At 69.7% G+C, this 23,766-nt stretch carries 26 protein-coding genes; 17 read left to right on the top strand and 9 right to left on the bottom strand.

Translation table 11 applies throughout. The annotated features are described in order from the left end of the window. The first annotated feature begins 26 nt into the window (after positions 1–26). Positions 27–1,022 (top strand): polyprenyl synthetase family protein, encoded by a 996-nt coding sequence (locus ACYVF6_RS19930; RefSeq protein WP_460523433.1) that lies wholly within the window; start codon positions 27–29, stop codon positions 1,020–1,022. Here the strand turns inward: ACYVF6_RS19930 and ACYVF6_RS19925 are convergent. Next, positions 1,019–1,432, bottom strand: a complete 414-nt coding sequence (locus ACYVF6_RS19925; RefSeq protein ID WP_460523431.1) for an NUDIX hydrolase — start codon at positions 1,430–1,432, stop codon at positions 1,019–1,021. The genes ACYVF6_RS19930 and ACYVF6_RS19925 overlap by 4 nt on opposite strands. Next, positions 1,425–2,000: a nucleotidyltransferase family protein gene (locus ACYVF6_RS19920; protein ID WP_460523429.1), complete on the bottom strand. Its 576-nt coding sequence runs from the start codon at positions 1,998–2,000 to the stop codon at positions 1,425–1,427. The genes ACYVF6_RS19925 and ACYVF6_RS19920 overlap by 8 nt, the downstream gene beginning before the upstream one ends. A 23-nt stretch (positions 2,001–2,023) precedes the next feature. Between ACYVF6_RS19920 and ACYVF6_RS19915 the strand changes: the two genes are divergently transcribed. Further along, positions 2,024–2,818 carry an MOSC domain-containing protein gene (locus ACYVF6_RS19915; RefSeq protein ID WP_460523428.1) on the top strand — a complete coding sequence of 265 codons (795 nt, stop codon included), beginning with the start codon at positions 2,024–2,026 and terminating at the stop codon, positions 2,816–2,818. 19 nt (positions 2,819–2,837) lie between these two features. Here the strand turns inward: ACYVF6_RS19915 and ACYVF6_RS19910 are convergent, their stop codons facing one another. Next, positions 2,838–3,593: a hypothetical protein gene (locus ACYVF6_RS19910; protein ID WP_460523426.1), complete on the bottom strand. Its 756-nt coding sequence runs from the start codon at positions 3,591–3,593 to the stop codon at positions 2,838–2,840. Then, positions 3,590–5,938, bottom strand: a complete 2,349-nt coding sequence (locus ACYVF6_RS19905) for an SH3 domain-containing protein (RefSeq protein WP_460523423.1) — start codon at positions 5,936–5,938, stop codon at positions 3,590–3,592. The genes ACYVF6_RS19910 and ACYVF6_RS19905 overlap by 4 nt, the downstream gene beginning before the upstream one ends. Before the next feature lie 273 nt (positions 5,939–6,211). Between ACYVF6_RS19905 and ACYVF6_RS19900 the strand changes: the two genes are divergently transcribed. From ACYVF6_RS19900 to ACYVF6_RS19870, 7 genes are all read left to right on the top strand, one after another. Further along, entirely contained in the window at positions 6,212–6,697 is a 486-nt protein-coding gene (locus tag ACYVF6_RS19900) for an SRPBCC family protein (protein WP_460523421.1), read from the top strand. 331 nt (positions 6,698–7,028) lie between these two features. Further along, positions 7,029–7,970 carry an LLM class F420-dependent oxidoreductase gene (locus ACYVF6_RS19895; protein ID WP_460523419.1) on the top strand — a complete coding sequence of 314 codons (942 nt, stop codon included), beginning with the start codon at positions 7,029–7,031 and terminating at the stop codon, positions 7,968–7,970. A gap of 18 nt (positions 7,971–7,988) precedes the next feature. Then, entirely contained in the window at positions 7,989–8,555 is a 567-nt protein-coding gene (locus ACYVF6_RS19890; protein WP_460523417.1) for a dihydrofolate reductase family protein, read from the top strand. Beyond that, the gene (locus ACYVF6_RS19885) at positions 8,498–9,076 is read left to right on the top strand and encodes an FAD-dependent monooxygenase (protein WP_460523415.1); all 579 of its coding nucleotides are present in this window, start codon (positions 8,498–8,500) and stop codon (positions 9,074–9,076) included. Before ACYVF6_RS19890 ends, ACYVF6_RS19885 begins: the two co-directional genes overlap by 58 nt. A gap of 116 nt (positions 9,077–9,192) precedes the next feature. Continuing rightward, positions 9,193–10,164 (top strand): hypothetical protein, encoded by a 972-nt coding sequence (locus ACYVF6_RS19880; protein WP_460523413.1) that lies wholly within the window; start codon positions 9,193–9,195, stop codon positions 10,162–10,164. Beyond that, on the top strand, positions 10,161–11,330 hold the full coding sequence (locus ACYVF6_RS19875; protein WP_460523411.1) for a sensor histidine kinase: 1,170 nt from the start codon (positions 10,161–10,163) through the stop codon (positions 11,328–11,330). The genes ACYVF6_RS19880 and ACYVF6_RS19875 overlap by 4 nt, the downstream gene beginning before the upstream one ends. After that, positions 11,327–11,932: a response regulator transcription factor gene (locus ACYVF6_RS19870; protein ID WP_460523409.1), complete on the top strand. Its 606-nt coding sequence runs from the start codon at positions 11,327–11,329 to the stop codon at positions 11,930–11,932. Before ACYVF6_RS19875 ends, ACYVF6_RS19870 begins: the two co-directional genes overlap by 4 nt. 18 nt (positions 11,933–11,950) lie before the next feature. Here ACYVF6_RS19870 and ACYVF6_RS19865 read toward each other — a convergent pair whose 3' ends face one another. From ACYVF6_RS19865 to ACYVF6_RS19855, 3 genes are all read right to left on the bottom strand, one after another. Further along, positions 11,951–12,883, bottom strand: a complete 933-nt coding sequence (locus ACYVF6_RS19865) for a sigma-70 family RNA polymerase sigma factor family protein (protein WP_460523407.1) — start codon at positions 12,881–12,883, stop codon at positions 11,951–11,953. A 10-nt stretch (positions 12,884–12,893) separates the two neighbouring features. After that, positions 12,894–13,451, bottom strand: coding sequence for a dihydrofolate reductase family protein (locus tag ACYVF6_RS19860; protein ID WP_460523405.1), 558 nt, complete (start codon positions 13,449–13,451; stop codon positions 12,894–12,896). Positions 13,452–13,567: 116 nt separating this feature from the next. After that, positions 13,568–15,631 (bottom strand): PhoX family protein, encoded by a 2,064-nt coding sequence (locus ACYVF6_RS19855; RefSeq protein ID WP_460523403.1) that lies wholly within the window; start codon positions 15,629–15,631, stop codon positions 13,568–13,570. A 232-nt stretch (positions 15,632–15,863) separates the two neighbouring features. On the opposite strand from ACYVF6_RS19855, the gene ACYVF6_RS19850 reads away from it, so the two are divergent. The 4 genes from ACYVF6_RS19850 to ACYVF6_RS19835 all read left to right on the top strand — a co-directional run bounded on the left by ACYVF6_RS19850 (position 15,864) and on the right by ACYVF6_RS19835 (position 19,403). Then, positions 15,864–16,703, top strand: coding sequence for a DUF4037 domain-containing protein (locus tag ACYVF6_RS19850; RefSeq protein WP_460523401.1), 840 nt, complete (start codon positions 15,864–15,866; stop codon positions 16,701–16,703). A 135-nt stretch (positions 16,704–16,838) separates the two neighbouring features. Then, positions 16,839–17,621 (top strand): DUF4037 domain-containing protein, encoded by a 783-nt coding sequence (locus ACYVF6_RS19845; protein WP_460523399.1) that lies wholly within the window; start codon positions 16,839–16,841, stop codon positions 17,619–17,621. A gap of 236 nt (positions 17,622–17,857) precedes the next feature. Further along, positions 17,858–18,292, top strand: coding sequence for a VOC family protein (locus ACYVF6_RS19840; protein WP_460523397.1), 435 nt, complete (start codon positions 17,858–17,860; stop codon positions 18,290–18,292). Beyond that, on the top strand, positions 18,282–19,403 hold the full coding sequence (locus ACYVF6_RS19835) for a winged helix DNA-binding domain-containing protein (RefSeq protein ID WP_460523395.1): 1,122 nt from the start codon (positions 18,282–18,284) through the stop codon (positions 19,401–19,403). Before ACYVF6_RS19840 ends, ACYVF6_RS19835 begins: the two co-directional genes overlap by 11 nt. 368 nt (positions 19,404–19,771) lie before the next feature. Here the strand turns inward: ACYVF6_RS19835 and ACYVF6_RS19830 are convergent, their stop codons facing one another. Further along, positions 19,772–20,785, bottom strand: a complete 1,014-nt coding sequence (locus ACYVF6_RS19830; RefSeq protein WP_460523393.1) for an alcohol dehydrogenase catalytic domain-containing protein — start codon at positions 20,783–20,785, stop codon at positions 19,772–19,774. A gap of 89 nt (positions 20,786–20,874) precedes the next feature. On the opposite strand from ACYVF6_RS19830, the gene ACYVF6_RS19825 reads away from it, so the two are divergent. Beyond that, positions 20,875–21,084, top strand: a complete 210-nt coding sequence (locus ACYVF6_RS19825; RefSeq protein WP_460523391.1) for a hypothetical protein — start codon at positions 20,875–20,877, stop codon at positions 21,082–21,084. Next, the gene (locus ACYVF6_RS19820) at positions 21,063–21,248 is read left to right on the top strand and encodes a hypothetical protein (RefSeq protein WP_460523389.1); all 186 of its coding nucleotides are present in this window, start codon (positions 21,063–21,065) and stop codon (positions 21,246–21,248) included. The genes ACYVF6_RS19825 and ACYVF6_RS19820 overlap by 22 nt, the downstream gene beginning before the upstream one ends. Here the strand turns inward: ACYVF6_RS19820 and ACYVF6_RS19815 are convergent. Continuing rightward, positions 21,245–21,637, bottom strand: coding sequence for a winged helix-turn-helix transcriptional regulator (locus tag ACYVF6_RS19815; RefSeq protein WP_460523387.1), 393 nt, complete (start codon positions 21,635–21,637; stop codon positions 21,245–21,247). The two genes, ACYVF6_RS19820 and ACYVF6_RS19815, sit on opposite strands and share 4 nt — an antisense overlap. Positions 21,638–21,728: 91 nt before the next feature. On the opposite strand from ACYVF6_RS19815, the gene ACYVF6_RS19810 reads away from it, so the two are divergent. Together ACYVF6_RS19810 and ACYVF6_RS19805 are read left to right on the top strand one after the other, a co-directional pair. Then, a complete protein-coding gene (locus ACYVF6_RS19810) occupies positions 21,729–23,198 on the top strand; it encodes an MFS transporter (protein ID WP_460523385.1) in 1,470 nt (489 codons plus the stop codon). A gap of 107 nt (positions 23,199–23,305) precedes the next feature. Further along, positions 23,306–23,668 carry a group I truncated hemoglobin gene (locus ACYVF6_RS19805; protein ID WP_460523383.1) on the top strand — a complete coding sequence of 121 codons (363 nt, stop codon included), beginning with the start codon at positions 23,306–23,308 and terminating at the stop codon, positions 23,666–23,668. Positions 23,669–23,766 lie beyond the last annotated feature (98 nt).

Genomic DNA, 23,766 nt, shown 5'->3' with positions numbered 1-23,766 from the left:
CGGAACGGAGAGGGGGCACGAGCGACATGGCCAACACCGCGATCGTGTTTCCTCCGGTGGATGCGGCGCTCGACGAACGGCTGCGCACGTCGCTGGCCGAGGTCGAGCGCCGGCTCACCACCGTGGTGGAGAGCAGCGACGGCTTCGTCACGACGGCCGCGCAGCACCTGATCATCGCCGGCGGCAAGCGGTTCCGGCCGGCGCTGGTGCTGCTGGCGGCGGAGTTCGGTGACCCCCTCGCGTCCGAGGTCGTCACCTGTGCGGTCGTCATGGAGCTCACCCACCTCGCGACGCTCTACCACGACGACGTGATGGACGAGGCGCCCACGCGACGCGGTGCGCAATCGGCCAACGCCCGTTGGAACAACTCTGTGGCGATCCTGACCGGTGACTTCCTCTTCGCGCGGGCGTCGGACCTGATGGTCGACCTGGGCCTGGAAGCGGTGCGGATCCAGTCGCAGACGTTCGCCCGGCTGGTGGAGGGGCAGTTGAAGGAGACGCTGCCGGTGCCGGACGGGGTCGACGCCTTGAAGTACTACCTCGATGTGCTGGCCGACAAGACGGGCTCGCTGATCGCGACGTCGGCTCGGCTGGGTGCACGGCTGTCGGGGGCGCCTGCCTCGGTGCAGGCGACGGTCACGGAGTTCGGGGAGAAGATCGGGATCGCGTTCCAGCTCTCCGACGACGTGATCGACATCGCGTCGTCGGGGGAGGACCTCGGCAAGGAGGCCGGCACCGACCTGCGCGAAGGTGTGCCGACGTTGCCGGTGCTGCTGGCGCGGCGGTCGACCGATCCGGCGGATGCACGGCTGCTGGAGCTGCTGGCGGGTCCGCTGGAGGACGACGCGCTGCACGCGGAGGCGCTGCGGTTGCTGCGCGCCCACCCGGCGATGGCCGAGGCCCGCGCGGTCGTCCGCGAATGGGCCGATGACGCGCGGAAGGTGCTGAGCACCTTGCCCGACGTTCCCGCGCGACAATCCCTCGCCGACTTGTGCGATCTGGTGGTCACCCGGACGGCTTAGCCCGGCCCGAGCAGGCCGGCTCGCGTCAGCCGTGGCATGACGTGGTGGTGTACGGCAGGAGCCAGCTGCCCTGGTACGTCGGAGGGCCCGCCGATCCACGCCAGGTCCGCGATCTCCGCCGCGGGCTTGGGGCCGCGGTCGAGGTCGGCCAGGTAGACGGTCATCCGCATCGGCACCCGTTCGAGCGCCGCGACCTCCTCCACGACCGCGAACGGCTCGATCCGGGTGGTCTTGGCGCCGAGCTCCTCGAGCAGCTCCCTGCGCAGGGTCTGCTCGGGCGTCTCGCCGGGATCGGGCTTGCCGCCTGGCAGATAGAACATCTCCGGCGCGGCGCTCTTGCTCACCACCAGCAACCGCCGATCGCGGACGACGGCCGCCGCGACGACGACCAGGTGCCCGTCGTCAGCCATGGCGCTCCAGGTCGTCCGGGGTGTCGAGGTCGTCGGGGGAGCCGGTGTCGTCGCAGGGGACAGAGTGGACGTGATCCGGGTGGGCCCGTAGCCAGGCGCGTGCTCCCTGGTCGCCCGTGGCGGCGTCGAGAACGTCGGTCCAGACCGAACGGCTGAGCAGGACGGGGTTCCTCGGCCGTCCGCCGTACGTCGCGACCGCTGCCGGGAAGCCGGTGGCCGCACGCAGCCGGCGGACGGCTTCGGCGCCGACCAGCGGCTGGTCGACCAGCGCGACCACCACCGCGTCGACGCGGGCAGGCATCGAGGCCAGGCCGGCCCGCAGCGACGAGCCCATCCCGGACTCCCAGTCCTCGTTTCGTACGACCACAACCTCGCGGCCACGAACCGCCGCGGCGGCCGAGTCGTACGAAGCCCCCAGCACCACGTGCACCGGATCGCAGCCGCCGTCGAGCAGCAGCCGAGTGCCGCGCTCGACCAGCAGCTCACCCGCGAACGGGACCAGCGCCTTCGGCCGGCCCATCCGGCTTCCGCCCCCCGCGGCCAGCAGCAACCCAGCGACGACGCTCACCCGGCCAACGTACCCTGGAGCGTGTGTACGTGAGCTCCCTGCACATCTATCCGATCAAGGGCTGCCGGGCGGTCCCCGTCGAGCAGGTCGACGTCGAGCCGTGGGGATGCACCGGCGACCGGCGGTGGATGGTGGTCGACGAGACCGGCCGATACCTCAGCCAGCGCGAGCGGCCCGAGCTCGCCCGCATCGTGGCCGGGCTCACCGACGGCGGCGTCGAGGCACGCGCCGAAGGCATGGAGCCGCTGGCGGTCAAGGAGCCCGAGCCGGCAGCGTCCAGGCTGGTTCCCGTCCGCGTGTGGGGCAGCGAGCTCGAGGCGGTCGAGGCCGACCCGGAGGGCCACGAGTGGTTCTCCGACTACCTCCACGCCGCCGTACGCCTGGTCTGGCTCGACGATCCCTATCGCAGGCCACCCCACAGCACGTACGGCACGCCGGCCGCGTTCTCCGACGGTTTCCCACTGCTCGTCACCAACACCGCCTCGCTCGACAGCCTGAACGACTGGCTGGCCGAGGCCGGCGACGAACCGCTGCCGATGAGCCGCTTCCGCCCCAACCTCGTCGTGTCCGGCGCCGGCGCCTGGGCCGAGGACGGTTGGGAGCGCCTGCGTCTGCCCGATGCCGAGCTCTACTCCACCAAGCCGTGCGGCCGGTGCGTCGTCACCACGACCGACCAGATCACGGGTGAGCGCCGCGGCCGCCAGCCGTTGAAGATGCTCGCCCGGCGCCGCCTGTTCGGCAAGGACATGGTCTTCGGCATGAACCTCGCCGTCGCCTCCGAGGGCGTCATCCGCACCGGCGAGCCGATCACGTCATAGGCCGGAACGGAAGGCACCCCTAGCCCAGCCCGAGGTGCCTGGCAGCCACGTGCAGCATGAGCTCAGCCTGCCTCGCCGACCACGCGATCGCCTCGCCGGCCTGCTGCCCGCTCAGCAACGGCGTCGCCACCTCGGCGCTCAGCTCGCCGCCGGGGCCGACGGTGTAGCGTCCCGCCACCGTCCACACCTGCAGGCGTTGCACGGTGGCCAACGCCTCTCGCGCGAACGGCACCAGCCGGACCGGCAGGTAGCCCGCCCGGACCACGATCCAGCCGGCGTCGTCGAGGCTCGTGGTCAGGTGATAGCGCAGCTGGTCGATGCCGAGGTCCGCGTCGAAGCTGGGCAGTTCGGCGGCGACGTCCAAGCCGGCTCGGCCGATCAACGGGAGACCGCCGGCCGAGGCCGATCGCTTCGACACCACCGCTCGTGACTCGCGCAGATGCCCGAGCAGGAACCCCAGCTGGTCGGCTGCGAGCGCGCCGGTTCCGAGGTAGCAGCTCAGCGCGATCTCGACCGACCCGTCCTCCGGGGAGAGGTACGCCCGGGCAAGCGGCAGCCGGCGGTTGACCTCCAGCAGGTCGTCGAAACTCAGCGCGAGGGGTACCGAGTCGTGTGCCGTCAGCCGGAGCGTCTCGTTCTCGCTCAGCACGCTGAGGTTGAGCGGCGCTGTCTCCCCGTCGCTCGTGCGGAACGCGGCGTACGGCACACCTCGTGGCGTCGTCCGGGTCGCGTACGCCAGGCCGAGCTCGTCGAGTACGTCAAAGAGCCAGCTCATCGCGCTCCCTCGTCGTCCCCGCGTCGTCCGACGATGATGCCAGGCAGGTACGTCACGCCCGAGGCGTCGGAGGCCAGTGGCGCGTCGGCACGCAGCATGGCCTGCGGCACCTGGTTCAGCGGGATGTCGAGGCCGTTCAGCGCGTTAAGCGAGCGGTTTGTCATCGACGCGTCGTTCGGGATCCGCCAGGCCCGTTGTGGCACGCCTGCCCGGTTGGTCTCGACGAAGATGTACTCGCGAGGGATCGGCGTCCCGTTCGCGGTGACCCGCGGGGTCGCGTCGTAGATCGGCATCTCGCGGTAGCCACCCCCCACGGCCCGGATCTGCTGGACGAGGATGTTGCGCGGTCCACGGTTCCACCATGCCGCGCCGGGCGTGAAGTTCATCGGGTCGGTCGTCGAGTTGCGCACGCCTGGCCCTTCGAGCGTGTCGGCGAAGTCGACGCCGTGGCTCTTGTCCCAGGTGGTGTTCGTGCCCGGTTCGCGGTACGGATTGTTGGCGCCGACGCCTTCCAGGTCCTCCGGAAGCCGGGTCCCACCCTGGTGCGTGCCGCCCTGGCGGGTGAGCGCGTCCGCGGCGATGGTGCGCCCGTTGTTGCGGATCACGTAGTTGACGGTCGTGCCGTCGGAGTAGACCGCGAGCTCCAGCGCGGCCGCCGGAGCGTTCGGCTCGCGCAGGATCACCCACTCGCCGGCCGACGAGCGCGACCAGAAGTGGCCCTCCGGCAGGTTGGCCGGAAGCCGGTCGGCCGGGAGTTGGTGGAACGCGTTGGTGTTGCCGACCCGGTTCACGTTCGCGGGTACGCCCTCGGCACCGCTGGCCGCGCGCCCGCCGCCGAAGACGGCGCCGGGTCCCTTCAGCTTCGACTGGCCGGTCGCGACGGCTTGTTGCCGGGCCTTCAACCACTGCACGGTTCTGGACTCGCCCATCGCCTGGCCGAGCCGGCTGCCGCGGAACGACTTCAGCGCGGCCGGCAGCCCTTTCGCCGTGACGTACATGAACAGCGCCTCGAGCAGCTTCCCCATCAGCAACCCGACAGCCTCGGCGTACTGCCTGGCGGCCTGGTCGATCTTCGCCTCGTCGCCGCGAGCGTTCCAGACGATCCCGAGGAACGTCCCGAACGCACTGCCGAGCGCGACGAGCGACTCGCCGACCCAGTACACCAGCATCGCGAGGCCCAGCCACTCCAGCAACGCCATGCCAACCTCGAAGCCGGCAGCGGCACCGGGCGCCGCGGTGACACCTCCGGCCAGTGCGCCGATCGCCGCACCGATCGCCGTGGTGACGGCGAGGATGCCGGCGGCGATGGCCAGCATCTGCGCCAGGCCCTCCAGCACCCCCCACAGCGTGTCCTCGACGTGCCGCTTGATCGCCTCGCCCATGTACTTCCCGGACTTGTCGATCGCCATCTGGTAGTCGGCCATCAGCTCGCCGACCCGGTCCAGGACGTCGGCGATACCCATCGCCTCGGCGACGTTGTGGCTGATCGAGCCCGAGTTCACCTTGCCCTTGAGCGAACGGGCAAATGGCTGGCTCGGAATCCAGATCGTCTGCCCGGCCTGGAAGTGGACCTGCTTCCAGCCGTCGGCGGTGTCCGGCACCGGCATCTTGTTCACGAACGCCAGCACGTTGACGTAGAAGCGCAGGTCCTGGCCCCAGTCGTCCGCTTTGTCCTTGTAGTACTGCTCGGCGATCGCGATCGCGGTGCCCGGGATACCGGGCTCCACCTTGTGCAGCTTGGCTCCTGGCTCGGGTGCACCCGTACGCACGTGGTCCGAGCCGGCGTAGCCCATCTCCCCCGACCTGGTCGAGACGAAGTACCAGTTGCCGGGGAACTTCTTCAGCACCTGCACCTTCGTGTCGAACGGCAGCCGGCGGATGACGTTCTGCTCGTCGTTGGTGTCGGGGGCCGTACGCAGGTGGAGCTCGGGCTGGTCGGCGCTGGTGGCGCCCGGCTTGCCGACGTTGTCCCCGCCGGGAGGCACCGTCCCGGCGTCCGGCCTGCGGCGGTTCTTCTCGCCACGCAGGACGCGGCGGTTGCTGTCCAGGCTCGGGGTCATGACGGACCCGCCCGGAAGGGCGGCCGGGCTGAGCTCCAGCATGGACAGCTCACGGTCGAGCTCGGAGTCGGAAAGGTCGCGCGCGTAGTCGGGTGTGATGGTCTGGTTCGTGGCGTCGCGTTGCAGGGACACCAGGCCCGCGACGGCAGCGTTACCGGCGGTCGTCTGCAGGCCGAGCAGCCCGCCGGCCTGCGGTTTGCGAGTGGTGGCCTTCGGCGCCGGCGGTCCGGCCGTCTGCCGCGCCGCACTCCGGTTGTGCGCTGCCTTCCCGCGGCCTCCGGACATGGGACCATGGTCCGCAGCCTCGGCGTCTGGACCAACGGCCATGCGTGTACCCGAACGGGCGAACCCAGCTGCCCCTACGGGCAGGCACGACGACGCAGGCGCCTTCACATCGCCTCGAGGTCAAGACGAGCCGAACGCCCACCGGTTACACACCAACGCTCGCTTCGTGAAACTCACGGCGCATCCGATGACATTTGAATCTGCCGGCTGTCCTACCGCTGGTACAGGCTTGGGCATCGGCAAGCCACGCTTTGCGAAGGGACAAAGAACAAGATGACGAACACGGTTCGGCTCGAGCGCACCTACCCGACGACGCCGGAGCACATCTGGCAGCTGTGGACCACGCCCGAGGGCATCGGGTCCTGGTGGTCGCCGGACGGCTTCGTGACCGAGGTCGGGAAGCTCGAGCTCCAGCCCGGCGGCGAGTTGATCTACACCATGACCGCGACCGGACCGGAGCAGGTCGCGTTCATGGAGAGCGCGGGGATGCCGCTCAGCACCGAGTCGCGCAAGACGTTCGTGGACGTCGAGGAGCCGGCCAAGCTGTCCTACAACTCGCTGATCGACTTCGTTCCGGACGAGGAGCCCTACGACCACCTCACCGTGGTGGAGCTGCGTCCGGTCGAGGGCGGCACCCAGGTCACGATGCTCGTCGAGCCGATGCACGACGAGGTGTGGACCGAACGCCTGGTGGCCGGCCGGTCCAACGAGCTCGACAACCTCGGCAAGGTGATCGCCGCCGCGGGGCCTGCCGCCTGACCATGGCGAAGCTGATCGTTACCAGCATCGTCTCGCTGGACGGCCACAGCGCCGCAGCCGACGGCAACCCGCTCGTGCTGGCAATGGACGGCGGGTGCCACGTCGTACCAGATGTTCATGGGCTTCTGGCCGGTCCAGGCGACCAACCCCGGAGGCGCCGGGCGTCCACCGCGAGTTCGGCGAGATCTACGGCCGGACCCAGGTCAAGGTCGTCGTCGAACTCGCTCACACCAACGCGTACGTGGCCAAGCGGCACTCAGACCTGCTCCAACGGCTCTCACCCGCCGCGGATGCGATCGAGATGCCATCGCATGTGAGGAGCGTCTGTCGAATGAAATTCAGTCTGTATCTTCCGATGGGGTTCGGGCAGGAGTTGGCCTCGTTCGGCGATCCGATCGAGGCGTACGAGGTCCTGACCGAGCTCGCTCGCACCGCCGACGAGGTTGGCTTTGAGACGGTGTGGGTGCTCGACCACCTCCACACCGTGCCGCCGTCCCAGGCGTACCTCTTCGAGTGCTGGTCGACCGTCGCCGCCCTGGCACGGGACACCACGCGCGTCCGGATCGGCCAGCTGGTCACCGCGAACGCCTATCGCAACCCCGCCTTGCAGGCCAAGATGGCCTCCACCATCGACGTCCTGTCACACGGTCGGTTCACCTTCGGCATCGGTGCCGGGTGGTACGAGCCGGAGTACACCGCATACGGGTACGAGTACCACTCCGCTCCAGACCGGCTGCGACAGTTGCGCGAGGCATTGCAGATCATCCAGTCCATGTGGACGCGCGACGAGACGACCTTCGAGGGCCGGCACTACCGGGTCCACGGCGCGATCAACCAACCGAAAGGTGTCCAGCGACCCCACATCCCGATCCTGATCGCCGGCGGTGGAGAGAAGGTCACGCTGAAGCTGGTCGCCGAGTACGGAGATGCCTGCAACCTCATCGAGAGCCCCACGGGCCTTCAAAGCAAATTCGGCGTACTGGAACAACACTGCGAAGCCGTCGGCCGCCCATTCCAGAGCATCCGGCGAACCGCGACGACGGTGTGCATCCTCGCCGAAAGCGATGAGAAGGCACAGGAGCGGCTCCCGGCGGGCGACCGCGCGATGTACCCCGACGATCCCGGGCTGTACGCACTCCTCGGTACGCCGGAGACCGTCCGGAAGCGGATCGCCGCGTACGAGGCCGCTGGCGTTCAGGAGCTCATCCTCAACTTCTGCGGCTCCACAAACCCCGAGGACGTGCGCACGTTCGCCGTGACGTTCATGAACTGAACCTTTTGAAGGAGCATCATGCGAAGACTCAGTGTCTCCACGCTTGTGAGCCTCGACGGCGTCATCCAGGACCCCGGCGGATTCGGCGAGATCGACCAAGGCGGCTGGGCCGACCCGTACTTCGGTGCTCAGGCACAGGACCACGCGCTCGCGCACCTGCGCGCGAGCGGCCTCTTCCTCTGCGGACGCGTGACCTACGAGGTCTTCAAAGCGCACTGGCAGCGGATCAAGGAAGGCGAGTACGCCGAGCGGATGAACACGATCCCGAAGCTCGTAGCCTCGACGACCCTCACCGGACCGCTGGAGTGGAACGCCACACTGATCAGGGGCGATGTCGTCGAGGAGATCACGGCCCTGAAGCAGACCGACGGGCCCGAGATCCTGATGTACGGCAGCGCCGCGCTCATGCGCACGCTGATGCGGCACGACCTGATCGACGAGTACCAGGTCTGGGTGAACCCGATCGTCCTCGGTGAGGGAACCCGGCTGTTCGACACCGGCGACTACGCCGTACTCGAGCTGGTCGAATGCAAACCCCTGGACACCGGCGCGGTGATCCTCACCTACCACCCCGTACGGACCTGATCGGCAAGCCACACACGTTGTTGTCGACGAGCCGCCCTCCTCGCGTGCCACGCATGAGTAGAGGACGCCGGGGTAGGCGGCTCGGAGTTCGCGGAGAGCCCTGGAGGTGGAGAATGCCTGTCGATACAGCCGTTTTGATCGTCGGTGGAAGTCTCAACGGTCTGTCCACCGCTGCGTTCTTGTCCTACCACGGGGTGCCGTGCGTGCTGATCGAGCGCCATCCCGGCACGCTGGTGCGCTTCCGGTTCCGGGGAATCTCCGCGCGATCGATGGAGCTCCATCGGAGCGCAGGGATCGAGCGGGACATCTGGGCGGTGACGACGGCGGAGCAGCGTTCGGGCGGAGTTGCCCGGGCCGAGGGCGCCCAATCTGTTCAGGTGCCCGAACTCACCGAGACTGAGGCCGGAACCCCGCAGTTCACCCAGCCCGTCAGGGCCTGGCCCTCGCCGAGCACCGCCAGTTCGACGGCCCCGACAACGTGCTGTTGCGTTACATGGTGTTCGGCGGCTGATCCGCCATGACGCTTTCGCTGGCGCCGGTCAAGCCCCGGGTGACGACCGGCGCCGCTCCTTGCCAGATCCGTCTACCCTGGTCAGCCGGTACTCAAGAAAGGGTCGCGGCTGAGGTGGGGGAGTTTTTGAAGTCCGATCGCGTCGTCCGGCTGGCTCCGGCCGGCGCGGTCGTCTGCAGCGCGCTGTTCTCACTCATGCAGGTCGCGCTGGCCTTCGGCTACCCCAGCAGCGCCCCCGGATCCGGCTGGTGGAGCCTGCTCGGGTGCGCGCTGTACCTTCCCCTCCACCTGCGCCACATCTGGTACACCACCCATGCCAGGCAACCGCCCTTCAGCCGCTGGACGCTCGCGGCGATGGCGGTCGTCATCCTCGGCTTCGCCCCGCTGGCGGGAAACATCTGGCCGCGGACGTACGTCGCGCTGGCCGTGACGACGGTCCTGGTGGTGCGGAGCCGTTGGTCGTACGTCGCGGCGGCCGGGCTGGTGATCCTCGCGGCGCCCGTCGCCCATACTCTGGGAGAGGAGTGGGTGGAGGCGCCGTGGTACTCCTTCACCGTGCTGTGCGGCATCCTCGCGCTCCTGCTCCTGGTCTGGCTAGCCGCGGCGCTGGAGCGGCTGCGGACGGCCCAGGAAGCGCTGGCCCAGCAGGCGGTTCTGCGCGAGCGACGCCGGATCGACGACGACCTACGTGACACGCTCGGCAGCGCGCTGGAGTCCCTCGTATCCCGCGGCGAACGAGCTCGCGACCACCTGGTGCCCGGTGAGCTGGCCGGACTCACCGACGACTCCCGGAGTGCACTCGCCGAGGCCCGGCAGCGGATCCGCGGCTATCAGCGGACCTCGCTGCGTACCGAACTGGAGACCGCTGTGACCCTGCTCTCCGCCGCGGGCATCGAGTCCAGGCTGGAGTTGCCGCGCGGAGACCTTCCCGACACGATCGCCCAGCAGCCGCGGGCGGCCCTGCGGACGATCGTCACCCGGCTGCTGCGCGACCAGCAGGCCCGCACCTGCGTGATCACGCTGACGACCGATGCCGGGCGGGCCCGGCTGGAGCTGCGCACCGCCGACTCCACGGAGACGATCGAGGTGCCGGCATGACCGCCTCGCCGACGCCGGTTCCACCGCGCTGGCTGCTGCGGCATCCGCACTGGCCCCTGATCGCCCTGCACGTACCGCTCGCGATGCAGGCGGCCGTCTACGTCAGCATTGGCATGGAGACCGGGACCCGCAGCCCGGTCGTAGGGAACCTGCTCGCCGTGATCGCGATCGGGCTGCAACTGCGCCACAGCCTCGCCGCCGCACGCGGGACCCGCCCGGCCCGCTGGGGGTGGAGCCTGGTGGCGCTGTTGCTGCTTGTGTACACGCCGATACCGTGGTTCGGGCAGGCGTGGGTCGGCCTGCAGGTCTTCGCGCTCGCATCGGTCCTGATGCTGCTACGTGGACGGCTCGCCATGGCGGCGGCCGTCGTCATCCTGGTGGTCGGTGTCGTCCGCGACCAGATCGCGTGGCAGCCCTACGATCCCAGCGCCCTGCAGATCGCGATCTTTGTGAGCTACTCCCTGATCATTCCGATCGTGTACGGAGGCGCGCTGGTCGGCGGCGCGCGGCTGGTGCATGCGGTGAACGAGCTCGACGCGACGCGTACCGAGCTGGCCACTGCCGCCGTCGGGCAGGAGCGGCTGCGGGTCTCGCGGGATCTGCACGACCTGCTCGGCCAGAGCCTGTCGGCGATCTCGCTGAAGGGCGACCTGGCGCTGCGGTTGCTGTCGCGCGACCCCGCCGCCGCGCGGGCCGAGGTCGAGAGCCTGACCGGCGTTGCCCGGGACGCCTTGCGCGACATCAAGGCGATCACCCGCGACGAGCACGGTGTGTCCTTGCGTACCGAACTCGACGGCGCCGCCGCACTGCTCGCCGCGGCCGGCGTCGATACCCGGCTGGAGGTCGCCGATCCGCTGCCGGCGTTGGGTTCGGGTGAGACCGCGCTGGCCTGGGCGGTCCGCGAGGGGACGACGAACCTGTTGCGGCACAGCGAGGCCCAGCGGTGCACGATCGCGGTCGAGCGGCAGGACGGCGTGGTCCGGCTGGAGATCTCGAACGACGGCATCCGCGGCGAGGTCGCCGCCGACGGCTCCGGCCTGCCCGGCATCGCCGAACGCGCCCGGGCTGCTTCGGGTACGTCGAGTTCCGAAGTGGCCGGCGACTGGTTCCGGCTGCGCGTGGAGATACCGATACCGACATCGATACCAGGGGAGGCCGTCGCGTGATCCGGGTCCTGATCGCCGAGGACATGCATCTGATCCGCGGCGCGCTCGTCGCCCTGCTGTCGCTGGAGGACGACATGGAGGTCGTCGCCGAGCTGGAACGCGGCGACCAGGTGCTCGACACCGCGCTCCAGGTGCGTCCCGACGTCGCCGTGCTCGACATCGACATGCCCGGGCTGGACGGCCTGTCGGCCGCCGAGCAGCTCGCCGAGCGGCTGCCGGAGTGCCGCACGCTGGTCCTGACCGGGCTGAGCCAGCCGGGGAACCTGCTGCGTGCGTTGAAGGTTCACGTCCGCGGCTTCATCGTCAAGGACGCGCCCGCCGAGACTCTGGCCGACGGCATCCGCCGGATCGCCGCCGGCGAGCGGGTGATCGATCCCGAGCTGATCGCCGCCGCGCTCGAGACCGGCAGCAGCCCGCTCACCGCGCGCGAGACCGACGTACTGCGGGCGGCCGCCACCGGCGTCCGTACCGACCAGATCGCTGTGCAGCTGTCACTCTCGCACGCCACCGTCCGCAACTACCTCTCGAACGCGATCAGCAAGGTCGGCGCCCGCAACCGCATCGACGCCATCCGCATCTCCCGCGACGCCGGCTGGCTCTGAGCGCTGTTCCCGCACTTTCTACAGCGAAGCGGGGAAGCCGAACCGCTCGACCAGCGCGCGATCGCCGAACGAGTTGATCCGGGCGATGCCGGCCTTGGTGACGCTGAGCACGAGGATGCCGTACGCCTGTCCGTGCCGGTAGCCGATCGCGGCCGGCTGGCCGTTCGCGCCGGTGGGCAGCAGCCGCCAGTCGCCCGGCCGGCCCAGCACCTGCTGCGTGAGGTACGGCACGCAGGTCGCGCGGCCGGAGAACCACGTCCGCCACGGCGTCGCCTCGACCCGGGCGTCGACGCGCAGGAGTCGTTCGAGGGCGGGCCCATCGGCTTCCTCGACGGCCGCGATGTACTCCGACAGGACCGTGGTCAGCTCACTTGGCTCGACGGCGTTGGTCTCCTCGGCGAGCCGTTCCAGGTCGGGATTCAGCTGCTCGAGCCGAGCCCGCGCTCGTTGCAAGGTGCTCTTGACGGCTGCCGTGCTGGTGCTCATCACGCGCGCGACATCGGACGCCGCCCAGCCCAGCACGTCCCGCAGCAGGAACACCGCCCGCTGGCGGCCCGGCAGCTCCTGCAGCGTGGCGACCAACGCGATCCGCAGGCTGTCCCGCTCGGCGACGATCGTCGCCGGGTCGAGCATCTCGTCGGGGATCGGCTGTACCCACGGGCCGTCGGCGGCGACCATCGGCGCCAGCGGGTCGTCGGCGGGCGCACCGAGACCGGACGGGAGCAGCCGCCGGCTGCGATGCGACAGCGCCGAGAGGCACACGTTGGTGGCGATCTGGTAGAGCCACGTGCGTACCGACGACCTGCCCTCGAACGCGTCGTAGGCCCGCCAGGCCCGCAGATACGCCTCCTGGACGGCGTCTTCGGCGTCGTCGACCGAGCCGAGCATGCGGTAGCAGTGCGCCAGCAGCTCGCGCCGGAAGCGCTCGGTGTCGGCCGCGAAGTCTCCCATCCGTCGGACCTTACGGCGCGTACGTCAGCGTGACGACGCCCGTCGGGGTCGGCGTGGCGGCGACCAGGCGCAGGGTGGTACCGGGCAGTACGCCGTCGAACAGCCGCTTCCCGTCGCCGACGACGATCGGATGGACGCCGACGTGCAGTTCGTCGATCAGCTCGTGCTGGAGCAGGGTGCGCATCAGCGTGAAGCTGCCGTACATCACGATGTCGCCGCCCGGCTCCTGCTTGAGCTTCGCCACGGTCTCGGCCGCGTCGCCGGGCAGGGCGGTGGCGTTCCACGGAAGCTCCCCCTGCAGTGTCCTCGAGATCACGACCTTGGGGAGCTGGTGCATCGCCTCGGCGTACGGGCCCTCGTTGTGCGACCAGGCCTTCTCGACGATCTCGTACGTCTTGCGACCCAGGAGGAACGTGCCGGCGGCCAGCAGCTGCTGTGTGGACTGCTCGCGGGAGGCCTCGTCGAAGTAGTTCAGGGCCCAGCCGCCACGGTCGAGCTCCCCGAATCCGCCCGGATCCTGCACGACGCCGTCCAGTGTGACGAACACTCCCGCGGTGAGCTTGCGCATGTGAATCTCCAATCCAGGAGCCGGAGCTTCCGGTCTCTGGATAGGAAGACTCGAGCCGGCACCGAAAAGGAATCGGTGCCGGCTCGGTCCTGCTCAATCCTGCTCAGGTCTGCTGCTCAGTCCTTCCAGGCGCAGGCGACCGACGGCCGCGGCTGGTCGCCGAACGGCCAGACCGAGGCCGGCTGGTCAGGCGTGGCGCCGTCGATCTCGCCGGGGTGCTGGACCGCGACGAACACCGTGCGGTTGTCGGCGGAGACCAGCGGGCCGCAGGTCTCGGCGCCGACCGGCACCGTCAGGAACTGCCTGACGTGCCCGCGCTCGCTGCCCGACAGCGGCAGCGCGAACAGCCCGTCGTTGGAGCCGAGCGCGTTGCCGTCGGTGGAGATCCAGAGGTTGCCCGAGCCGTCGAACGCCACGTTGTCGGGGCAGGAGATCGGGCTGACCTTGGACTTGTCGTAACCACCGAAGTACGTCGACGGGTCGGCCGGGTCACCGCAGACCAGCAGCAGGTCCCACGTGAACTTCGTGGCGGCCGCGTCGCCCCGGTGCTCGGTCATCTCGACGACGTGACCGTGCTTGTTGGCCGGCCGCGGGTTGGCCTCGTCGACCTGCTCCGCCGTCCGGTTGCTGTTGTTGGTGCAGGCCATGTAGACCTTGCCGGTGTGCGGGCTCGGCTCGACGTCCTCGGGCCGGTCCATCTTGGTCGGGCCCATCTTGTCGGCCGCGAGGCGCGTGTTGACCAGCACCTCGGCCACCGACATGCCGGGCACGAACGACTTCTTGTCGGTCGTCAGCGCGATCCACTCGCCGGTGCCGTCGTACTCCCCGTCGTCGAGCCCGTCGCCGGTGAACTTCGCGACGTACAGCGTGCCGCTGTCGAGCAGCGTCAGGTTGTGCCGGTGCGCCCAGCTCGACGTACCCGATCGGAAGCGCTTGTCCGACACGAACTTGTAGAGGTAGTCGAAGCGCTCGTCGTCGCCGAGGTACGCGACCGCGCGGCCGTCGCTCGAGAGCCGGACCGTCGCGCCTTCGTGCTTGAAGCGGCCGAGCATCGTGCGCTTCCTCGGCTTGGACGCCGGGTCGTACGGATCGAGCTCGACGACCCAGCCGAAGCGGTTGGCCTCGTTCGGGTTCTTCGACAGGTCGAACCGCTCGTCGACCCGGGCCCACGACTTGCCGGCGTTCTTCGTGGTGGTGATGCCGTATCTCTTGAACGCCGCCTCGTACGCCGGGTCGACCGTGGAGGAGACCTCGAAGTACTGGTTGAAGTTCTCCTCGCCGTGCAGCGTGGTGCCCCACGGCGTGGTGCCGCCGGAGCAGTTGTTGAGCGTGCCGAACACCTTCGTACCGCTCGGGTCCGCCGTGGTCTTCAGCAGCGCGTGGCCGGCGGCCGGGCCGGTGACCTTGAACTCGGTGAAGCCGGTGATCCGGCGGTTGTACGGCCGGCGCCCGCTGGTCGCGGCGCGCCACTGACCGCTGCGTCCGACCCGCTCGATCTCGACGACCGACAGGCCGTGCGCGGCGAGCGAGATCTTCAGCTGGTCGAGCGTCGCGGACGCGCCGTCCTTCCAGCCGCGGAACATCAGAACTTCGTCGGTGTACTCGTGGTTGGCGACCAGCAGCGCGCGCTCGCGGCCGTCCAGGCCACGACGCAGCGGCAGGATCGAGAGGAAGTCGTTGTTGTAGCCGAACTGCCTGAGCTGGGCGGCCAGTGTCTGGTTGTCGAAGTCGAAGTCCGGCGCACCAGGCACCACCGGATCACCCCAGGAGATGACGACGCCCTGGTCGAAGCCTTCGGCGACCGTCAGCTTGTCGTCCTTGTTGGGTGCCACGGTGTCCCAGCCGAGCTGGTCGACCCGGGTGGGTCGGGTGCCGGACCCGCCGTGCTTGTCCGCCGAGGCGGCGGTAGCACGCGTCGCGGATGGCTCGGATCCCGGCGGCAGCGAAGCAGCGGCGGCCGCGCCGGCCGGCAGGGCCGCACTGACGCCGACGACGAGGGCACCGGCCGCGCCACCCTTGAGCATCGCGCGACGGGAGAGAGCGGTCTCGACGATGTCGCCGAAGTACGGGTTGGCGCTGGTGTTCGGGACCGGGTGGTCGCACGCGTTGCCACAGCGGAACAGGCAGGTCATCCGGGCCCGGCTACCATGCCGGGGGATAACGGGAAGCAGACGTCGCATCGTCAGATGTCTCCCTGACAAAGTCACAATGCTGGTGTTGTCGTTCGCGACGCTAGGCCCGCCCGGCGAGCGGGACAAGGCTCCGACGTGAACGGCTGCTGACTACACGAAGGCGTAAAACTTAATCACCCGATAACGGAACGCGCATGATTCACCGCGCGTCGTTGCTTTATAGGCATCGAAGTTTGACCGGGGGGTGTCGCTCGGCGCCGATCCGGTGGAGGATAGGGACGTGGACCCCGCGCTTGAGACCGCCAGGCTGGTGACCTCCACATACCGCGATGTGGGAGGTCTGGCGTTCGCGTATGGGCAGGGTTCGCTGGTTGCCGGGTTCAGCCGCGACTCCGATCTGGACATCGCGATGGTCTGGGACGGCGACGAGCCGCCCTCGGGCGGCCGGCGAGCCGCTGCCGTACGCACCCTGCACGACGGCGGGCACTCCCGCGCGGCCCAGTTCGACCACCATGAGTACGTCCGCGACAAGTTCTGGATGGGCTCCCAGCAGGTCGACGTCCACCACTACACCATGAAGATCTTCGACCGCTGGCTCACCGATGTCTACGAAGGCCGCGGCTGGGAGGACATCGGCGACACGATGTCGCTCTACTCCATCGCGGGTTTCGCCTACGGCAAGACGATCGGCGACTACAACGGCGGTGCGGCCGCCGCGCAGGAGGAGATCGAGGAGTTCCCCGAAGCGTTGGTCGAGCGGTCGCGGATGCTGCTGCTGGCCGAGCTGCCGAGCTACGACGAGGACCTCGCGTCCTGCGTCCAGCGCGGTGATGGCTGGGGGTTCCACGAGCTGCTCAACAAGGTGCTGCGGCACGTGCTGGTCGCGTGGTTCGCCGCCGAGCGGCGTTACTGTCCGCATCCGAAGTGGATTCACCGCTGGATCACGCGGTTCGGTATGGACACGTCGCTGGCCAACGTCGAACGTGCGATGTGGGGTCCGGTCAGCCTCGGCCGGCGTCGCGAGCTGTTTCTCACGCTGGCCAACCGGGTGCTCGAGCTGCCGGTCAGCGGTGCCGAGCGCGACAGCGACGGGGCGCCCGCGCACGACATCGCTTCCTGAGCCCGCTCTGGCGCTCAGTCTGATCCTCTGCTGTTAGCACCTTTTCGCCGGTGTCGGAACATGCCTCGCCGCAAGTGGACACCCAATTTCCCGGTCCGCCGTTCCCGACCCTGCGTGAGCGGCGAGGATGGGGGCGTGGACGACGCGCGCCAGGTGGCCTACCGAGTGATTCCCGCATACCGGGCGCTCGGTGAGCTCGCCTTCGCCTACGGCCAGGGCTCGGCGATCGCGGGATTCAGCGAGCGTGCGGGCGTGGACCTGGTAGCCGTGTGGGACCGGGCCGAGCCTCCCGACCCGGAGACGCGGCCCGTCAAGGAGCTCCACCAGGGAACGGATCTGCCCGTCCGGCTGCACCACCCGGCGCTCGGCATGGTGCGCGATACGTTCACCAACGGTTCGCGGCAGGTCGTGGTCTCGCACTTCACGATGGCCGACGTCAAGCGCTGGATCGACGAGGTGCAGTCGGGGCGGGGCTGGGAGCACGTGGTACGGCCGACGCCGCTGTACGCGGTGGCCGGACTCGTCTACGGCGCTCAGCTGTCTGACGAGTCGGGGTCCGGTGGCGCTTGGCGGGACGAGCTGGCGGCGTTCCCGGACGCGCTGATCGAGCGTTCGAGGAGCGTGCTGTCGGCCGACCTTCGGGCGTACGGCGACGACCTTGCGCGCTATGCCCGCAACGGCGACGGGTGGTTGTTCCACGAGGTGTTCGGCGACATGCTGCGGCACGCGCTGGTGGCGTGGTTCGCCTCGGAGCGTAAGTACTGTCCGTATCCGAAGTGGATCCGGCACTGGGTGAGCCGGTTCGCGCTCGACCCGTCGATCGCGGCGCTGGAGCGGGGCATGTGGGCGCCGCCGGTGAGCCTGGAGCGGCGGCGGGAGCTGTTCGTCCAGTTGTCGGAGCGGGTGCTGGCGCGCTGATCGGGCTTGCTGGTCCGGCCACGCCGAACGCGCAGGTCAGCCGTTCTGTCGGTGCTCGCGTCTAGACGATCTATTCCAAGGGGTCGCCTGACGCGCGACGCCTGGCATCCACGCTGGCTGCGTTGTCGTCGATCGCCGGAGGCCCCTCCTGGCTCCTCCTCCGCCTTGCCAGCGCGGCGCCATCCGCCGCGCGCTTGACCGGCGACCCCTTGGAACAGATCGTCTAGGGTTCCGTCATGGCGATGGGATTCCAGATCACGTTCGACTGCGCCGACCCGGGCAAGCTGGCCACGTTCTGGGCCGACGTGCTGCACTACCAGCCTGCCGGTCCGCCCGCGGGCTTCGCGAGCTGGGAGGAGTGGCTCGAACGCATGGGCGTGCCACCCGAAGAGTGGAACGACGGCGCCGCGATCTCCGATCCCCAGGGCCGGTCTCCGCAGCTGTGCTTCCTGAAGGTGCCGGAAGGCAAGATCACCAAGAACCGCATCCATTTCGACCTCGACGTGAGCAGCGGCCAGGCGGCGCCGGTCGACCTGCGCAAGACCGAGGTCGAGGCGGAGGTCGGGCGGATCGAGGCGCTCGGCGGCCGGGTGGTCGACCGCTACGAGGAGCCCAACCACTACCACACGCTGATGCGCGACCCCGAGGGCAACGAGTTCTGTGTGCGCTGACCGGCTCGACGACCGTGCGGCAGGGCGTGCGCTGCTGGCGAGGCAGCACCTGCTCGCGCGCGCCGAGCTCCCGGTGCTCGACGCCGTCCGGCGTCTCTACGGCATGCAGGCGCAGGTTCCGCTCGCGCCCTACACCGGGCTGTGGGCCCGGCTGGCCGGCTTCGCTCCCGATGCGCTGGGCGCCTTGCTGCTCTCCCGTTCCGTCGTCCGGATCGCCGCGTTGCGCGGCACCGTCCACCTGCTCGCCGCCGACGACTGCCTGACGATGCGTCCGCTGATGCAGCCGCTCTTCGACCGCGCGATCCAGGGAAATGCGAGTCTCCGGCAAGGGCTCGAGCGGGTCGACCTCGGCAAGCTGACCGTGGTGGCCCGCGAGCTGCTGGACGAACGCCCGCGCGGCAACGCCGAGCTGCGCGACCTGCTCGGCGAGCGCTGGCCCGATCACGATCCGAGCGTGCTGGCGAGTGCCGTACGCAACCTCCTGCCTTGCGTCCAGGTGCCGCCGCGTGGACTGTGGGGCCGGTCCGGCCAGCCGGTCGTGACCACTGCCGAAGCCTGGATCGGTCGCTCGGCGGCCGCGTTTCCGTCGCCGGCCGACCTCGTGCTCCGCTACCTCGCCGCCTACGGCCCGGCTTCGGTCATGGACGCCCAGGCCTGGTGCGGCCTGACCAAGCTCGGCGAGGTCTTCGAGGGCCTGCGGCCGTCGCTGCGCACGTTCGCCGCCGCCGACGGCACCGAGCTCTTCGACCTGCCCGACGCCCCACGCCCACCGGCCGACCAGCCCGCCCCGGTGCGCTTCCTGCCTGAGTACGACAACTGCCTGCGCTCCCACGCCAACCGCCTCCGCGTCGTGCCAGAGCAGTCCGCGGCCCTGCTGAAGACCAAGAACGACGGCCCCAAACCCACCTTCCTCGTCGACGGCCTGGTCCGCGGCACCTGGTCCTTCACCAAACCGACCACCCGCACCCCGGCGACGCTGCAGGTGCAGGCGTTCACCAAGCTCCCCAAGCGAACCGCCGCCCAGGTCACCGCCGAAGCCGGTCGCCTACTGGCCTTCCTCTCCCCACCAGCCACCGGCACCGGCGACGTCCAGCTCACCCAGCCGGACTGACGTTCTGTCGCTCAGGAAGCGGCAGAACTCTCGATCGCTGTCCAAACGTGACGACCCCGTGCGGTCCTGGCAACGGCAGGTGCTACTCCGGGATCGGCGTGCGCATCGTCCATCGACCGCCTGTTACTCCCACGGTCTGTCGTGCGCCACGCCGTCCTGATCGAGTGCGATAGAGGCCGTTGTCCTTCGATTGTTGATGGGGCGAGTGGCCAGAAACTGGTTCCGCTGTTCCGAGGGAATCGCAGCGCGGACTGTGCCTCCGACAACATGGACGACCTGTCGAGCGCTGGCTGCTCGCCCCGATGGCGTGGGCTCTCGTGTCGCCAGACCTACCTGATCCCCGCCGCGCTCGTCGGCGAACTCTCCGATCAGGTGAACGTGATCACAGAGCGGACGCCTCCGCCGCGGCCGGCGGCCATGGCGTCGAGGGTCGAGGGCGCTTGGTCCAGCGTGATCGGCCTGACCTCGGGCAAGATCCCGTGCGCTACGGAGAACTGCAGCGCGTCGCGCAGGTCGTGGGGGGAGCCTGACGGAGAGGCCATCACGTGCAGGCGGTTCAGCACCATCGGCTGGGTCGGCAGGGTGAGCGGCTCCGGGCTGTACCCGCAGAGGACGAGCGTCCCGTCCGGCGCCAGCCCACCGAGCGTCGCCGCGGCGGCGGAGGTGGAGGGGGCGGAGTTGAGGATGACGTCGGCGCCGCCGTCCCAGTTCTTCAGCGCGGCCGCCGGGTCGGTCGACTCGGTGGCCACGTACAGCTCGGCGCCGAGCTGCTTGGCCTGGTCGGCGCTGCGCGCGGACCGCCCGACGACCGCCACCCGCGCGCCCATCGCTAGCGCGTAGCGGATGGCCAGCGCCCCGATCCCGCCGGCGCCGATGACCGCGACTCGCGAGCCGGCCCGGATGCCGCCCTGGCGCAGCCCGTTGAACGCGGTCAGCCCGGCGCACATCAGCGGCGCGCCCGCCACCGGGTCCAGGCCGGACGGCAGCGGCGTGAGGTAGCCGGCGCGGAAGACGCCGTACTCCGCGTACCCACCGTCGTGGACGACGCCGGTGACCTGCTTGGACGTACACAAGATCTGGTCGCCGCGGACGCAGTAGTCGCAGTGGCCGCATGAGCTGTACAGGAACTGCGCGCCGACGGCCGTGCCGACCTCGGGCCACATCACGTCCGGTCCGAGCGCGGCCACGACGCCGGTGACCTCGTGACCAGGGATGACGGGGAACCGCGCGAACGGGTACTCCCCGCGCAGCAGGCTGACGTCGGAGAAGCAGACCCCGCACGCGGTGATCTTGACCAGGATCTCGCCCGGGCCCGGCTCGGGTACATCCTGCTCCGACAGGGACAGCGGCTGGTTCACTCCAGTGGCGATGGCGGTACGCATGTACGTGAGCATGCCCACGGCAGGGCGAATGTGTCCAAGGCTTGTTCGGGCGCTATCAATGCCTTACGAGCATCGACGGAGCTGGCGGCATGGATCTCGACCTGGACCTGCGCAAACTGCGCCACTTCCTCGCCGACGGCCGGCGGCTGCTGACCGCGGGCCGGGCGACGCTGGAACGGGTCCGCCGTGCCGGTCTGGGCGACGGCGAGCGGTCGCTGACCATCGGGTTCATGCTCGATACGAACCTCGGGTCCGCGCTGGGGCGGGGCAGGGCGTGGTGTTCCTGCCCGAGCCGGTGACGCTGGCCTATCCGCGGCAGGGTGTGGCGTACGTGCCGGTGACGGGTATCCCGCCCGGCCAGGTCGCGCTGGCCTGGGACGCCGGGCAGGAGTCAGGGCTGATAGCCGACCTCGCCTCGGCCGTCGCCGCAGGTGCTGAGGCGGAGACCAAGGCCGAGATCTAGGCGGGCGCGGGCTCGGCGTTCTCCCGGTCGTACGCCTCCCGTGCCAGCGTGATCGCCGCGCGGTGGCGCTCGGCCCAGTTCGTCAGCGACACCAGCGACTCGTACAGCTCCATCGCCATCGGCGTGGCGGAGTATTCGACCTTCGGGGGCACCGTGGGGTAGACCGTGCGGGTCAGCAGGCCGTCGCGCTCGAGCTTGCGCAGCGTGAGCGTCAGCATCCGGCGGCTGATGCCGGCCATCGTGCGTTCGAGCTCGGTGAACCGGATCGGTCCCTGCGCGGCGGCCACGATCACACCGATGCTCCACTTGCCGGCGACGTGATCCAGAACTTCCACAACCGGGCAGATCTCGTTGACCTGCTCGGTCACATCGGTGTGTCCCTGGGACATAAAAGTGCCTCCTTCCGCCTCGCTCAATAGTCACAGATGATGGTCGCTGTTACAAAACTTCACCCAAGAGCACTTCCAGAAACCAGGGACCATGACCGACCAGATCGACCAGATCGAACGTTCCGACCAGGCCCGCGCCGCGGCCGCCACTCCGCGCTCGCGCTGGATCGCGCTCCTGCTGTTGTGCGCCGGCTCCCTCATGATGATCCTCGACGGCAACATCGTGACCGTCGCGCTGCCCTCGATCCAGGCCGACCTGGGCTTCGACCAGTCCAGCCTGGCCTGGGTGGTCAACGCCTACCTGATCCCGTTCGGCGGTCTCCTGCTGCTGTCCGGCCGGCTCGGCGACCTGCTGGGGCGCAAGCGGATGTTCGTCGCCGGGTTGGCGGTGTTCACGCTGGCCTCGCTGCTGTGCGGCCTCGCGACCACGCCGGCGCTGCTGATCGCCGCGCGGTTCGCGCAGGGCGCCGGCGGCGCGATGGTGTCGGCGGTAGCGCTCGGGATGATCGTCGCGTTGTTCCCGGACGGACGGGAACGGGCCAAGGCGATCGGCGTGTACGCGTTCGTCGGCTCGGCCGGCGCGTCGATCGGTGCGCTGGCCGGCGGCGTGCTCACTCAGTGGCTGAGCTGGCACTGGATCTTCTACGTCAACCTGCCGATCGGTGTCGCGGTCGCGGGACTCGCCGGCTGGTACCTCTCGTCCGACCGCGGGCTCGGGCTGCGCGAGGGTGCGGACGGGCTGGGCGCGCTGCTGGTCACGGGTGGGCTGATGCTCGGCGTGTACACGATCGTCGAGACGACGACGTACGGCTGGGTGTCCGCGCACACGCTCGGCTTCGGGCTCGGCGCGGTCGCGTTGCTGGCCGGCTTCGTGCTGCGGCAGGCCCGGGCGGCCAAGCCGCTGCTGCCGTTGCGGCTGTTTCGTTCGCGTGGGATCTCGGCCGGCAACCTGGTGCAGACGCTGATGGTCGCGGCGATGTTCGGCTTCCAGTTCCTGGTCGCGTTGTACGTGCAGCACGTGCTGCGCTTCGACGCGGGGCGGACGGGCCTGGCGTTCCTGCCGATCACGTTGACGATCGGGATCTTCTCGCTCGGGTTCTCGGCGCGGCTGATCAACCGGTTCGGCGTGCGCTTCGCGGTGCTGGCCGGACTGGCGCTGCTGGGCGCCGGCCTGGGTTGGCTCGCGCGCGTGCCGGTCGACGGGCGGTACCTCACGGACGTGCTGCCGGTGCTGGTCGTACTCGGCGTCGGTGCCGGGCTGGCGCTGCCGGCGGTGACCTCGCTGGCGATGTCGGACGTCGCGGGCGCCGACGCGGGGCTCGCGTCGGGCGTACTGAACACGACGCAGCAGGTGGGCGGCGCACTCGGCCTCAGCGTGCTGGCGACGCTGGCGACCGGGCGTACCGACCTACTGCTGGCCTCCGGCGTGGCGCGGGCCGCCGCGTTGACCGGCGGCTACCAACTGGCGTTCGGGATCGGCGCCGCCCTGCTGGCGGCCGCGATCGTGCTGACGCTCGTCGCGGTGCCGGGGCGGCGGCGTTCTCCTCACAACGCCGGCTGACCGGTTGTGGGGGCAGGGTTACGACGCGTTCGCGGCCGGGTGACCGGTGAGCAATCCCCCGATCCGACGATGGTCGTGACCTTTCGGCCTGCGAAGGAGTGGTGACGATGAGATCCATCTTCGACCAGATCGGCGGCCCGGACGCGGTGGCACTCGCCGTCGACGACTTCTACGCCAGAGTGCTCGCCGACCCGTCGCTGACGGGCTACTTCGACGACGCCCAGCTCGACAAGCTGAAGACCCACCAGCGCGCGTTCTTCGCCACGGCCCTGGGCGGGCCGCAGGAGTACCGAGGCCGCTCGATGGACGAGGCCCACGCCGGCCTCGACATCACACCGGCGGCGTTCGACAGCGTGGTCGGACACCTGGTGGCAACCCTGCAGTCGTTGTCGGTACCGGACGAGATCATCGGCCAGATCGGGGCAGCACTGCTGCCCCTGAAAGAAGAGATCGTCAGCACCGCAGCCTGACCCGGACGACAGCGCGCCCAGGCGAGCGTCCGTGACGCCACAGCCGAGGCCTGATCCTGTCCCATCTGCGGCCGCGTGGTCCGAGGGCTACCAGCCGG

The organism is Flindersiella endophytica (assembly GCF_054779015.1).
This window is presented reverse-complemented; position numbering and strand designations above follow the sequence as displayed.